The sequence below is a fragment of the Pseudomonas sp. LBUM1671 genome (assembly GCF_059695685.1).
Genome location: NZ_CP166782.1, coordinates 3021617 through 3034816 on the forward strand (window position 1 = coordinate 3021617; position 13200 = coordinate 3034816).

Sequence of the window (13200 nt, forward strand, 5' to 3'; positions counted from 1 at the left end):
GCTATTGACCGAACAAAGGCTTCCCATGAGTGAAGATGCACAAGATGTAGTACTCATCGTCGAGGATGACCCCTCGATTCTGATGGTTTTGTCCGCTTACTTGTCGGGTGAGGGTTACCGGGTTCTGCAGGCCGAAAACGGCGAGCAGGCCTTCGAAATACTGGCGAGCAAGCCGCACCTGGACATGATGATCACTGACTTTCGCCTGCCTGGCGGGATCTCCGGCGTGCAGATCGCCGAGCCTGCCGTGAAGCTGCGACCGGAACTCAAAGTGATTTTTATCAGCGGCTATTCCCAGGAAATCCGCGAGACCGACAGCCCGATCACGCGCAAGGCGCCGATTCTCGACAAGCCGTTCGATCTGGATAAGTTGCAAGAGCTGATGCAGGACATGCTGTCGTAAGCAGCCCCAAAGCCCCCGTCATGGGGGCTTTCAGATGCGGATCATCTCCCGCACCTTGGCCGTCAACAGGTCGAAGGTGAATGGCTTGGTGATCATCTGCATGCCAGGGTCAAGGAAGCCGCCGCGCACCGCCGCGTGTTCGGCATAACCGGTAATGAACAACACTTTCAGATCAGGCCGATACTGCCGCCCGATTTCCGCCAGCTGCCGGCCGTTCATTCCAGGCAGTCCCACATCGCTGATCAACAGGTCGATGCGCTGGCCGGAGTCGAGAATCGGCACCGCGCTGTCGGCATCGCCTGCTTCGACGAACGCGTAGCCCAACTCACTCAATACCGCACTGACCAGCACGCGCACTGCCGGATCGTCTTCGACGATCAGTACGGTTTCACCGTCCTGGGCATGAGGCGCGTGGGCGATATTCACCCGTGTGTCCTCGACCACATCTCCGTTGTAGCGCGGTAGATACAGGCTCACTGTCGTGCCGTTGCCCACTTCACTCTCGATGGTCACGTGGCCATGGGACTGCTTGCTGAAACCGTAAATCATCGACAAGCCCAATCCGGTGCCCTGGCCAATCGGCTTGGTGGTGAAGAACGGATCAAAGGCCCTGTTGATGATGCCTTCCGGCATGCCGCAGCCTGTGTCGGTCACGCGTAGCACAACGTAATCACCCGGTTGCAGGTTGCTGTGGGCTTGGGTGAAGCTTTTGTCCAGATGTTGATTTGAAGTAGTGACCACCAGCTTTCCGCCTTCGGGCATGGCGTCGCGCGCGTTCAGCACCAGGTTGAGCAGGGCGCTTTCGAGCTGATTGGGGTCGGCCGCGGCCACCCACAAGTCCTCGCTCAACTGCATGTCCAGTTGAATGCTTTCGTTGATGCTGCGCTGCAAGAGTTCGCCCATGGACACCACCAGGGTGTTCATTTCCACGGGTTTGGAATCCAGCGACTGGCGGCGGGAAAACGCCAGCAGACGATGTGTCAGGCCCGCCGCGCGATTGGCGGAAGTCACCCCCAGATCGATCAGGCTGTCCAGGTCCTCGGTGCGGCCCCGGGCCAGGCGTCGACGCAGCAACTCGAGGCTGCCGATGATGCCGGTCAACATGTTGTTGAAGTCGTGGGCGATGCCGCCGGTGAGTTGGCCGACCGCTTCCATCTTCTGCGACTGCCTTAACGCTTCTTCGTTGTGGCGCAGTTGGGCGGTACGTTCCTCGACTTGTTGCTCAAGGGTTTCCAGGGTGTTTTGCAGCCGCAATTCGCTTTGACTCAGGTCAATCAACCGGTCCCTGGCTTCATACTGTCGTCGTCGCCCACGCAACGCGGTGGTGACCAGACTGATCAACGTCACCGGATGAAACGGGCGCTCGAGGAAGGTGACGTTACCCAATTGCGGGCCAAGGCGTGACGCGGGGTTCTGTTCCGGGCCGCCGTGGTGGGTCATCAGTACGATAGGCAGGTCCGACCAGGCCGGTTGTTCCTCGATCAAGCCCAGCAGCGGTTCGAGATCGCAACCCAGCAAGGCTTCCGAAGAAATCACCAGCAGGCCGGCACCCAGCGCCAGCTCGCGGCACAGCGTGACCAGATCCCGGGTCACGATACCTTCGAATCCTGCTTCGTTGAGCATCATCAGCGCAATCTGGCTGTCGCGTCCCAGCGGCGCGAGAATGATCGCGCGCTCGGACATCGCCTCGACCGCATTCACCGGACATCATCCTGAAGGAGTGGCTGGCTGGCGCCCATATAGGTCGGTACGCCGCGCAATACGCCCTGGAACGCATCCAAAGGTTCACCGATGGTCATGCCCGTGCTACCGATGCGGTATTCGCGAATGGTTGATTCGTGGCTGCCGGTGCGTTTCTTGATGATTGAAATGGCCCGGCGAACCTTGCCCAGGGCTTCGAAGTAACGCAACAGAATCACCGTGTCAGCCAGATAAGTAATGTCGACCGGCGCCTGCATGTCCCCGACCAGCCCATGTTGGGCGACCGTCATGAACGTCGCGGCGCCTCGGCGATTGAGGTACAGCAGCAACTCGTGCATGTGCAACACCAGCGCGTTTTCCTCGGGCATCGCCGCCTGATAGCCGTTGATGCTGTCGATGACCACGGTTTTGATATTGCGCTCATCGACACAACGACGAACCCGATGAGAGAACTCGCCGGGGGACAGTTCCGCGGCGTCGACTTGCTCGATCAAAAGGTTGCCGGTGTCTTGCAGCGCTTGCAGGTCGATGCCCATGTTTTTCATGCGCTCAAACAGCAATCCCAACTCTTCATCGAAGATAAACAGCGCGGCTTTTTCACCCCGAGCGACGGCGGCTGCAGCGAAGATCATCGAGATCAGCGACTTGCCGGTGCCGGCCGGGCCGAGAATCAGCGTGCTGGAACCGGTCTCGATGCCGCCGCCAAGCAGGGCGTCCATTTCCTTGATGCTGCTGGTCAGCTGCTGACGGACGTAACCGCCGCGGTGTTCTGCCGCGACCAGCCGAGGGAACACATGAACGCCGTCGCCCATGATGGTGAAGTCGTGATAACCGCCACGGTACTTCTGGCCGCGGTACTTCACGACGCGGATACGCCGGCGTTCGGCGCCATAGTTGGGCGTCAGTTCTTCCAGGCGAACCACCCCGTGCGCCACACTGTGCACGGTTTTATCGAGGGATTCGGTGGTCAGGTCATCGAGCAACAGCACCGTGGCGTCATAGCGCACGAAGTAGTGCTTGATCGCCAGAATCTGCCGGCGATAACGCAGGGAACTCTGGGCCAGCAGACGGATTTCGGAAAGGCTGTCGAGGACTACCCGGGTCGGCTTGACCCGTTCGACCACTTCGAAAATCTGCTTGGTCGCTTCGCCCAGCTCAAGGTCCGAGGAATACAGGAGGCTTTGCTGATGCTCGGCATTGAGCAGACTTTCCGGCGGGGTCAGTTCGAAGATGTGGATGTTTTCATCCAGCTCCCAACCGTGGGACAAGGCCCCTTGGCGCAGTTCGCGCTCGGTTTCGGAAAGCGTGATGTACAACGAGCGCTCGCCGGCACGGGCGCCGGCCAACAGAAAATGCAATGCGACGGTGGTTTTGCCGGTACCGGGTTCACCCTCCAGCAAAAACACATGGCCGCGGGACAATCCACCGGCCAGGATGTCATCCAGACCTTCGATGCCGGTGGCGGCTTTTGCACTGAACAACTCGTTAGATGTAGACAAAAAAAACCCTCTCATGACTAGGGGAAGCGAGGCAGCAGGCCTGAAGTGCCTGAATGGACTGCCTGATCACTTGACCTTTTGCCGTGGCGACGGTTCAACCTTTTTGTTGGCGTAGCGGAGGGTGCTTTACAAGCCTTGTTGCAACGCCGGGTCGTCTGGGTTGAGCTGTTCCAGCTGCGCCAAAAGGATTTGCACGTTCTGCAGTTGTCCGCTTTCTTTCCAGTAATTGATCAACAGCAGCCGGGCCTTGCGATCGGCCGGGTGGCGCTGGACGATTTCCTGCAGCTGTTTTTGTGCCGCTTCCAGCTCTTGCTCACCGTGCAGTGTAGTTGCCAGATCGTAGCGATAGTCCTTGTTGTTCGGTTCGATCTCGACCGCTTTGGACAGACCGAGCAGGGCGAACTCGCTTTGCCCGTGATGCAGCAACCAGAGGCCCAAGGCATGTTGCAAGTAGGCCGAGTCGGGCTGCGCCTTCAACTGTTTCGCCAGCAACTGCCGCGCTGCGTCGCTTTGGCCCTGTCTGTCCAGGACATCAATCTGCATCACCAGCGCCGGCAGATTGCCCGGGTCCAGTTGCACCGTGCGTTCCAGCGCCTGCTGAGCCTCTTTCAGTTCGGCATTGTGCAGGTGCAGGCGGGCTAGTTGGTATTGGGTTTCGGCGCTGGCGGGTTGACTCTTCAGGACCTGTTCCCAGGCATCGATGGCTTGTTGCAGCGGTCCGAAATACAAGCCCAGGTCATCTGGCGACAGGCCCAGCAGTGCGTTGATCGCGGCAAACCGCACGCTTTGTTCGCTGTCATCGAGCAACGGTCCGATCAGCAGGCTGCGTTGCCCACTGGGCACCAGTCCGCTGATGCTTTTGATCGCTGCAATGCGCACGTCGGCCGAAGGGTTTTGCAGGTCTGCGTCTGCCAGTTTCAGTGCGTGCGGGCTCGGGTAATTAGGCAGTTCGGCATGCAACCAGACACGGCGTTTGGCCGACAGGTCAGGGCGACCCAGTTGCTGGTACAAAACTCGTGCGGCCCCCGGTTGCCCGGCGCGCGCCTGGGTCAACGCTTCGCTGTAGCCGCGCTTGATGGCTTCCGGCACCACGGGTGTCGTACTGCGCAGGAAAAACCAGGCAAGGGCGATGGCGAAAAGGACACAGAGGCTGATGAGCAAGTAACGGCGGAACTGGGGCATGCAGGAATCCGGGGGCTGGCGGCTTTTGCAAAGCTGTCAGCTTCGGTCAGGTAGGCGTGTGAGTCAAACCCTGACTCGGTTCAATGTCGACGATTTGGCCTACAGGTCGCGTCGACATTGAAACCCCTCTAAGCCCTGAAGCAGTGACTACGCTTGCTGGAGATGCCTCCACGAGTGTTCCCATGCAACCGCTGCTTCAGTACTTCAAGGCAATGCTCAACCCCGGGCAAGGGGTGCTGTTGTTCGCCTTGAGAACCATCACGGCCGGGCTGCTGACGTTGTACCCGGCTTTCCTGTTCGACCTTGACCAGCCCAAGTGGTCGATCATGGCAGTGGTCATCGTCAGCCAGCCATTGGGTGGCATGGCCCTGGCCCGCAGTTTCGGCCAGGTCATCGGTACCACGCTGGGTGCGGTAGTCGCGGTGTTGATCATGGCAATCTTTCCCCAGGCGCCGATGCCTTTCATTCTTACGCTGGCCTTGTGGCTGGCGCTCTGTACCGCCGGCGGCACCTTGTTGCGCTACACCAGTTCCCAACCTGCTGACCCGGCAGGGCGACTACGCCACGGCGGGGGGCGCGTTGCTGGCATTGGTCGACAGCGATTCGTTTTATGTCAGCGGCTACTTCGAAGAAACCAAACTGCCGCGAATCAGGGAGGGCGACCGGGTCAGGATTGAATTGATGAGCGGCGAAACCTTCGGTGGCACCGTGCAGAGCATTGCTTTTGCGATTGTCGATCGGGAAAACCTGCCCGGTAACCGTCTGCTGGCCAACATCAACCCCAGTTACACCTGGGTCAAACTGGCGCAACGGGTGCCGGTGCGGATTCAGATCGATGCCGACTATGCCGGCAAAGACAAACTGCGGGCGGGGACTACCGCCACCGTAACCATCCTGGAAAACCACAAATCTCAAGATCAACCCTAACCCTGTGGGAGCGGGCTTGCCCGCGATGACGGTCGAACATTCAATATTGATGGTGGCTGACCCACCGCAATCGCGGGCAAGCCCGCTCCCACAGGGATACGCGTTGCATTCGGAGTGAGCAAAAAAAAGCCCCGCGACTGAATGAGGCGCAGGGCTAAAAAATTGGTTGGTTGCGGCCAACCAAAGGAGCTCTTTAAAAACTTACTTGCTAGCGACCGTCTCTGGTTGCCAGCCACCGCCAAGGGCTTTGTAAATCGCGACAATGCCGCGATAGAGATCGGTTTCCGCCGAGGCTTGGGTATCTTCGGCCGCCAAGCGCTCACGTTGGGCATCCAGCAGGACGAGGAAGTCCACGGTGCCTTCGCGGTAGCGAATCTCGGCCAGGTCCGCGGCGGCACGGCTCGCTTCGCTTTGACGGATCAGCGAGATCAGTCGTTGCTGACGTTTGCCATAGTCGCTGAACGCGTTTTCCGACTCTTCCAGTGCCAGTAGCACTTGCTGCTCGTAGGTCGCCAGCGCGCCTTCGGCTTCAGCATCAGCGCCACGCAAACGGGCCCGCACGCTGCCCAGGTCAAACGCTGCCCAAGTAATGCTTGGGCCGAGCGCCCAGGCATTGGCTGCCGAGGAGCCAATTTGCGAACCGCGACCGGCCGTAAAGCCAAGGAAACCGCTGAGGCTGACCCGAGGGAACAAATCAGCCTTGGCCACACCGATACGGGCAGTGGCGGAGGCCAGTTTGCGCTCGGCGCTGAGGATGTCCGGACGACGTTGCAGCAACTCACCCGGATCACCGATCGGCAAAGCCTTGGCAATCGCCGGCAAGTCTTTTGGACTCAGGTCGACGGTCAGCTTGTCCGGGCGTTCACCCAGGAGGGTGGCGATACGGTTTTTCTGCCGAACCTGTTCGGCCTGCAATTGCGGCACGCTGGCTTCGACCGAGGCGAGGCGTGCATCGGCACGCTCCACGTCCAGTTGATCGCCGACGCCGGCATCGCGCAGGCTTTCGGTAATCTTGCGCGATTCCTGCTGGTTGTTCAGGTTGGCCAGGGCAATCTTTTCCCGCAGTTGTGCACCGCGCAGTTGACCGTAGGCGTCCACCAGTTCGGCAATCATGGTGACTTGCAGTTGGTACAGATCGGCTTCGGCCGCTTGCTGCTCGGCGTCGCTGGATTCCAGGTTGCGCTGGATACGGCCAAACAGGTCCAGTTCCCAAGCCATGTCCAGGCCCAGGTCGTAGCGTTCGCTATTGACCCGTTTGGTGGTCTGGCCCGGAATCTGGCCTTTGCCCAAATCACTGCTGGCGCGGCTGGTGATGGTCGGCATGGCGTCATTGCTGGCGTCATCACGAATCGCCCGGGCCGCTTTCCAGCGGGCGAAAGCTACACGCAGATCACGGTTGCCTTGCAGCGATTGAGTCACCAACTGGTTGAGGGTCGGGTCTTCGAACTGCTGCCACCAGACACCTTCGAAACGCGTCCGGTCGAAGTTTTTCTGACCGGCAGCACCGTCGGTGGCGGTGGTGATGTTCGCCGGTTCAGTCGCTGGAGTCTTGTAGTCCGGGCCGACGGCACAGGCACTCAGGGCCAGTACCAGCAGGCTCGGCAGGAAGGCTTTCAGGCTCATTGTTGCGCCTCCAGTTTCAGGGCTTTAGCCGCTTTGCGTTTTTCACCGCGCTCCACAAAGTTACGAATCAGCACGTAGAACACTGGCGTCAGCAACAGGCCGAAGAAGGTCACCCCGAGCATCCCGGAGAACACCGCCACACCCATGGCGTGACGCATTTCGGCGCCGGCACCGCTGGAGAACACCAGAGGCACAACACCCATGATGAACGCGAAGGAGGTCATCAGGATCGGACGCAGACGCAGACGGCACGCTTCCAGGACCGCAGCCAGCGGGCTGAGACCTTCGTCCTGCTGTTTATCCTTGGCAAACTCGACGATCAGAATCGCGTTCTTACACGCAAGTCCCACCAGTACGATCAAGCCGATCTGGGTGAAGATGTTGTTGTCGCCTCCCGAAGCAATCACACCGGTGATGGCCGACAGCAGGGTCATCGGTACGATCAGGATCACCGCCAGTGGCAGGCTCCAGCTTTCGTATTGAGCCGCGAGCACCAGGAATGCCAGCAATACGCAGAGCGGGAACACGAACAGCGCGGTGTTGCCGGACAAAATCTGCTGGTAGGTCAGGTCGGTCCATTCGTAGGTCATGCCGTTCGGAAGTTCTTCCTTGAGCAGTTTCTCGATGGCAGCCTGAGCCTGGCCCGAGCTGTAGCCCGGAGCTGCCGCACCGTTGATTTCAGCGGTGATGAAGCCGTTGTAGTGCATCACGCGGTCCGGCCCCGAGGTGTCGCTGACCTTGATAAAGGTCGCCAGCGGGATCATCTCGCCTTTGTTGTTACGCACTTTCAGCTGACCGATCTGGTCCGGTTCGAGACGGAACTGCTGTTCAGCCTGAACGTTGACCTGGTAGGTGCGGCCGAAGCGGTTGAAGTCGTTGGCATACAGCGAACCCAGGTAGATCTGCAGGGTGTCGAAGATGTCGCTGACAGCCACGCCGTGGGTCTTGGCTTTTTCCCGGTCGATGGCAGCATCGACCTGCGGCACGTTCACGGTGTAGCTGGTGAACAGGGCGGCCAGTTCCGGCACGTTGTGGCTCTTGGTGATGATGTTCATGGTTTCTTTGTACAGCTCGTCGTAGCCCAGGTTGCCCCGGTCTTCGATCTGCAGGCGGAAACCACCGATGGTCCCCAGGCCTTGTACCGGCGGCGGCGGGAAGATCGCCATGTAGGCTTCCTGGATCCCGGCGAACTGGCCGTTCAATGCACCGGCAATCGCACCGGCGGACATGCTCGGGTCTTTGCGCTCGTCGAACGGTTTCAGGGTCACAAACACGATGCCGGCGTTAGGGCTGTTGGTGAAACCGTTGATCGACAGGCCCGGGAAGGCCACCGCACTTTCCACACCCGGCTGTTTCAGGGCCAGGTCGGACATGCGCTTGATCACGTCTTCGGTACGGTCCAGGCTCGAGGCGTCCGGCAGTTGCGCGAAGGCCACCAGGTATTGCTTGTCCTGGCCGGGTACGAAACCGGTCGGGGTGTGGGCGAAACCGAAGAAGGTCAACACCATCAGGCCTGCGTACAGCAGCAGGGCGATACCGCTGCTGCGGATAACCCGCGCTACGGTGCCGACATAGCCATGGCTGGCGCGTTCGAAGAACCGGTTGAACGGACGGAACAGCCAGCCGCCCAGTAGTTTATCAAGCACTTTGGTAAAGCGATCTTTCGGCGCACTGTGGCTCTTGAGCAGCACGGCGGCCAGGGCAGGGGACAGAGTCAGCGAGTTGAACGCCGAGATCACGGTCGAGATGGCAATGGTCAGGGCAAACTGCTTGTAGAACTGGCCGGTGAGTCCGGAAATGAACGCCGCCGGGATAAATACCGCACACAGCACCAGCGCCGTCGCGATGATCGGCCCGGTCACCTCTCGCATGGCTTTCTTGGTGGCTTCGACGGGCGTTTCTCCCAGCTCGATGTGCCTTTCCACGTTCTCCACCACCACGATGGCGTCGTCCACCACGATACCGATGGCCAGTACCAATCCGAACAGCGACAGGGCGTTCAGCGAGAAGCCGAACAAGTGCATCACCGCAAATGTACCGATCAGCGAAACCGGCACCGCCACCAAGGGAATGATCGAGGCACGCCAGGTTTGCAGGAACAGAATCACTACCAGAACAACGAGGATCAGCGCTTCGAAGAGGGTGTGGACCACCGCCTCGATGGAGCCGCGCACGAAGATCGTCGGGTCATAGACGATGCTGAAGTCCATGCCTTCCGGGAAGTTCTTCTTCAGTTCGGCCATCTTGTCGCGAACTTCGTTGGAGATTTCGATCGCGTTGGAACCAGGGCGCTGGAAAATCGGGATCGCCACCGCCGGCTGGTTGTTCAGCAGCGAGCGCAAGGCGTATTGGCTGGACCCCAGTTCAACGCGAGCGATGTCTTTCAGGCGCGTGATTTCACCGTTGTCGCCGGAGCGAATGATGATGTTCTCGAACTCTTCTTCAGAAACCAGGCGGCCCTGAGTGTTGACCGACAGCTGGAACGCAGTGGCATTCGGCGCAGGCGGCGCACCCAGTGCACCGGCGGCGACCTGACGGTTCTGTTCACGAATCGCCGTCACCACGTCGGTGGCGGTCAGGTTACGCGAAGCGGTCTTGTTCGGATCAAGCCAGACCCGCAGCGAGTAGTCGCCCATACCAAACAGTTGCACGTCACCGACCCCGCCCAGACGCGCCAGCTCATCCTTGATGTTGAGCAAGGCGTAGTTGGACAGGTAGAGCATGTCGTAACGTTTGTCCGGCGAGGTCAAGTGCACAACCATGGTCAGGTCGGGCGACGCCTTGTCGACGGTGATACCGATGCGCGTCACTTCTTCTGGAAGCTTCGGCTCAGTCCGGGTCACGCGGTTCTGAACCTGTACCTGCGCGTTGTCCAGGTCGGTGCCCAGGGCAAAGGTGATGGTCAGGGTGATCTTGCCGTCAGCGGTGGATTGCGAGGACATGTACAGCATGTTCTCGACGCCCGTGATGGCTTGCTCCAAGGGAGCGGCCACGGTTTCACCGATGACTTTTGGGTTGGCGCCAGGGAAGTTCGCACGGACCACAACGGTCGGTGGCACGACTTCCGGGTATTCGCTGATCGGCAACTGGAACAGCGAGATGGCGCCGGCGATCAGGATCAGCAGCGAAAGCACCGCTGCGAAGATCGGCCGTGAGATGAAGAATTGGGAAAAATTCATCGGAGTTGTCGTCCCTTAACCGCGTGGAGTCGCAGCAGCCAGTTTCACAACCGAACCCGGCGCGACCTTGGCAGGTGCGACTTGGGGCAGGTTGCTGGCTTCCAGCGCTTGTCGTTGTTGTGCGAGTGCCGCGAGGGTTTGTTCACTGGCCATCGGAATCACTTCAGGGGTGACCGGTGAGCCAGGGCGAACCCGTTGCAGCCCCTTGACGATGACGGTGTCATCCTTGTTCAGGCCGCTGCGCACGATGCGCAAACCTTCGATCTTCGGACCGAGCTCGACCGAGCGATAAACCGTCTTGTTGTCGGCATCCATCACCAGCACGAACTTTTTACCCAGATCGGTACCGACCGCTTCGTCGTTGATCAGCACGGCGGAGTAGGTGCCGCTACCGACCAGTTTCAGGCGAGCATACAAGCCAGGGGTGTACTGGCCGTCGGCGTTATCGAAGACCGCGCGGCCGCGGATGGTGCCGGTTTTCGGGTTGACCTGGTTGTCGACGAAGTTCATCACACCCTGGTGCGGGTTGCCGTCTTCGTTGGACAGGCCGAGGTAAACCGGGGTGGTTGCACCGCGTTTGCCCTGACGCGCGAGCTGGGTGTATTTGAGGAACACGCGTTCGTCAGCGTCGAAGTAGGCGTAGACCTTGTCAGTGGAAACGACGCTGGTCAGCGCGGTGGTATCGGCGGTCACCAGGTTGCCGGCGGTGATTTCCGCACGGCTGACGCGACCACTGATGGGCGCGGTGACACGGGTGAAGCTCAGGTTCAGTTTGGCCAGGTCCAGTTGCGCCTGGAGGGCACCGACGGCGGCGCGGGCTTCTTGGGAAGCGCTGGTGCGCGAGTCAGCGAGTTCCGCGGAGATGGCGTTGCTCGCACGCAAGCGTTCACCGCGCTGGGCTTCGTTTTCGCTGCGAGTGGCGTTGGCGCGACCTTGGGCAACCAGTGCTTCGAGGCGGCGAACCTCGGCCTGGAAAGGGCGTGGGTCAATCTGGAACAGCAAGTCACCTTTCTTGACCAGTGCGCCTTCAGTGAAGGCCACTTCATCAATCTGGCCGGAGACCCGTGGACGAATTTCTACGGTTTCTGGCGCTTCAAGGCGTCCTGTGAATTCGTCCCACTCGTTGACCGGTTGTTCCAGCACCTTGGCGACACTGACTTTCGCCGCAGGCATGGTAGCGGCAGACTCCGGAGCCTTGCCGCAGGCGCTCATCACCAGTACGGCCAACATGGCCAATGGGAAGCGCAAATGTTTGAGTGACTGTTCCATGGATGCATCCGCCAATGTATTGAGATGGGCGGATGATGAGCGGCGGGGTGGTAGGGCACGAATCGAATGAAGCGAAGGTAACTATCATTCGGAATGATATAAGTCTGATGCCAGCCCTCTAGCATGCGCCTTACATTCGATGGGGATCAATTGGCTTGATGACAATTCTGTGTTGCGGGGAACGCAAAGAGCAATCTTGGAGACCGAGGTGCGGCCTTCGCGGGCAAGCCCGCTCCCACAGGGAATTGTGGTGCTAATTAAATCCCTGCAGGGGCGAGGCTTGCCCGCGAAGAGGCCATCAGCCCCCACAAAAGATCCGGATCACGCCAAGCTATCCGGATCCCCGAAGAACATCTGGATCCTGGACCGCAACCAACGCTCCCCCGGGTCATTGTCCTGCGACCCACGCCACGCCATGTGCAACTCAAAGCTGCGCACCGGCAACGGTGGATCTTCAGCCCGCACACCGCCAGCCGCTGTCAACGCATCAGCCGTGTAATCCGGCACCGTCGCGACGATATCTGTGCCGCTGAGGAGCGTGCTGAGCCCGTTAAACTGCGGCACTGCAAGCACCACATGACGCTTGCGTCCGAGCTTTTCCAGTTCTTCATCTATAAAGCCGCTCAGGTCACCGGCAAAGGAGACCAGCGCATGGGGGCGGGCGCAGAAGTCATCCAGGCTCAACGGCCCCGGCACTGTATCGGCACGTAACAGCTTCGGCATGCTGCGGCGCAGCACTTTGCGCTTGGCGTTGGCCGGCAGGTCGGCGGTGTAGCTGACGCCGATGGAGATCTCGCCCGAGGCCAACAGGCTCGGCATCAGGATGTAGTTGGCCCGACGCACCACCAGCACGATCCCCGGCGATTCGGCACGCAAACGCTTGAGCAGCATCGGCAATAGTGCGAACTCGACATCGTCCGACAGGCCAATGCGGAACACCGCCGTACTGGTCGCCGGGTCGAATTCCGCCGCACGGCTGACGGCGGTGGAGATCGAATCCAGGGCCGGGGAGAGCAGGGCGAAGATTTCCACCGCACGGGCGGACGGTTCCATGCTGCGCCCGGTGCGCACGAATAACGGATCATCGAACAGCCCGCGCAGGCGCGAGAGCGCCGCACTGATGGCCGGCTGACCGAGGAACAATTTCTCCGCAGCACGGGTCACACTGCGTTCGTGCATCAATGTTTCAAAAACGATCAACAGGTTCAGGTCGACACGACGCAGGTCATTACGATTCATCTGGAGTCCTGGCAGAGTCATCAAGCTTGACGAGAGCGGCCATATGAGAACAATGGCCGGCATGAATATTACGGGGAAAGGCTGCTACTCTGCACCGAATAATTCAGTTTTCCTGGAACGGATCCTCCAGATTTTCAAGACAACCGTTGATCCAACGGATGCTGCGGAATCAATGACA

General features: G+C 59.8%; 8 protein-coding genes and 2 pseudogenes. 3 read left to right on the top strand and 7 right to left on the bottom strand.

From position 1 onward, the window contains the following. The first annotated feature begins 25 nt into the window (after nucleotides 1-25). Nucleotides 26-403: a response regulator gene (locus ACA060_RS13955; protein ID WP_109631038.1), complete on the top strand. Its 378-nt coding sequence runs from the start codon at nucleotides 26-28 to the stop codon at nucleotides 401-403. Between the two features lie 30 nt (nucleotides 404-433). Here ACA060_RS13955 and ACA060_RS13960 read toward each other — a convergent pair whose 3' ends face one another. The 3 genes from ACA060_RS13960 to ACA060_RS13970 form a co-directional block, all read right to left on the bottom strand. Then, nucleotides 434-2086 carry an ATP-binding protein gene (locus ACA060_RS13960; protein WP_497318238.1) on the bottom strand — a complete coding sequence of 551 codons (1653 nt, stop codon included), beginning with the start codon at nucleotides 2084-2086 and terminating at the stop codon, nucleotides 434-436. A 14-nt stretch (nucleotides 2087-2100) separates the two neighbouring features. Further along, nucleotides 2101-3603 (bottom strand): ATPase domain-containing protein, encoded by a 1503-nt coding sequence (locus tag ACA060_RS13965; RefSeq protein ID WP_109631044.1) that lies wholly within the window; start codon nucleotides 3601-3603, stop codon nucleotides 2101-2103. A gap of 126 nt (nucleotides 3604-3729) precedes the next feature. Continuing rightward, on the bottom strand, nucleotides 3730-4785 hold the full coding sequence (locus ACA060_RS13970) for a tetratricopeptide repeat protein (protein ID WP_497317979.1): 1056 nt from the start codon (nucleotides 4783-4785) through the stop codon (nucleotides 3730-3732). A gap of 182 nt (nucleotides 4786-4967) precedes the next feature. Between ACA060_RS13970 and ACA060_RS13975 the strand changes: the two are divergent. Together ACA060_RS13975 and ACA060_RS13980 are read left to right on the top strand one after the other, a co-directional pair. Continuing rightward, nucleotides 4968-5318 (top strand): annotated as a pseudogene (locus tag ACA060_RS13975) (FUSC family protein); the annotation flags it as partial. After that, a pseudogene (locus ACA060_RS13980) lies at nucleotides 5314-5712 on the top strand (HlyD family secretion protein); the annotation flags it as partial. The pseudogenes ACA060_RS13975 and ACA060_RS13980, both read left to right, overlap by 5 nt. A 201-nt stretch (nucleotides 5713-5913) precedes the next feature. Here the strand turns inward: ACA060_RS13980 and ACA060_RS13985 are convergent. From ACA060_RS13985 to ACA060_RS14000, 4 genes are all read right to left on the bottom strand, one after another. Further along, nucleotides 5914-7335, bottom strand: a complete 1422-nt coding sequence (locus tag ACA060_RS13985; RefSeq protein WP_497317981.1) for an efflux transporter outer membrane subunit — start codon at nucleotides 7333-7335, stop codon at nucleotides 5914-5916. Then, entirely contained in the window at nucleotides 7332-10514 is a 3183-nt protein-coding gene (locus tag ACA060_RS13990; RefSeq protein ID WP_497317983.1) for an efflux RND transporter permease subunit, read from the bottom strand. Before ACA060_RS13990 ends, ACA060_RS13985 begins: the two co-directional genes overlap by 4 nt. Before the next feature lie 15 nt (nucleotides 10515-10529). Beyond that, a complete protein-coding gene (gene mexE / locus ACA060_RS13995) occupies nucleotides 10530-11783 on the bottom strand; it encodes a multidrug efflux RND transporter periplasmic adaptor subunit MexE (RefSeq protein ID WP_109631065.1) in 1254 nt (417 codons plus the stop codon). Between the two features lie 321 nt (nucleotides 11784-12104). Beyond that, on the bottom strand, nucleotides 12105-13022 hold the full coding sequence (locus tag ACA060_RS14000; protein ID WP_008026287.1) for a LysR family transcriptional regulator: 918 nt from the start codon (nucleotides 13020-13022) through the stop codon (nucleotides 12105-12107). Nucleotides 13023-13200: the final 178 nt, after the last annotated feature.

Excerpts from the sequence above, each read along its gene's own strand:
- ACA060_RS13955 (WP_109631038.1), top strand. The coding sequence starts at position 26 with ATGAGTGAAGATGCACAAGATGTAGTACTCATCGTCGAGGATGACCCC.
- ACA060_RS13960 (WP_497318238.1), bottom strand. The coding sequence starts at position 2,086 with ATGTCCGAGCGCGCGATCATTCTCGCGCCGCTGGGACGCGACAGCCAG.
- ACA060_RS13970 (WP_497317979.1), bottom strand. The coding sequence starts at position 4,785 with ATGCCCCAGTTCCGCCGTTACTTGCTCATCAGCCTCTGTGTCCTTTTC.
- ACA060_RS13985 (WP_497317981.1), bottom strand. The coding sequence starts at position 7,335 with ATGAGCCTGAAAGCCTTCCTGCCGAGCCTGCTGGTACTGGCCCTGAGT.
- ACA060_RS13990 (WP_497317983.1), bottom strand. The coding sequence starts at position 10,514 with ATGAATTTTTCCCAATTCTTCATCTCACGGCCGATCTTCGCAGCGGTG.
- mexE (WP_109631065.1), bottom strand. The coding sequence starts at position 11,783 with ATGGAACAGTCACTCAAACATTTGCGCTTCCCATTGGCCATGTTGGCC.
- ACA060_RS14000 (WP_008026287.1), bottom strand. The coding sequence starts at position 13,022 with ATGAATCGTAATGACCTGCGTCGTGTCGACCTGAACCTGTTGATCGTT.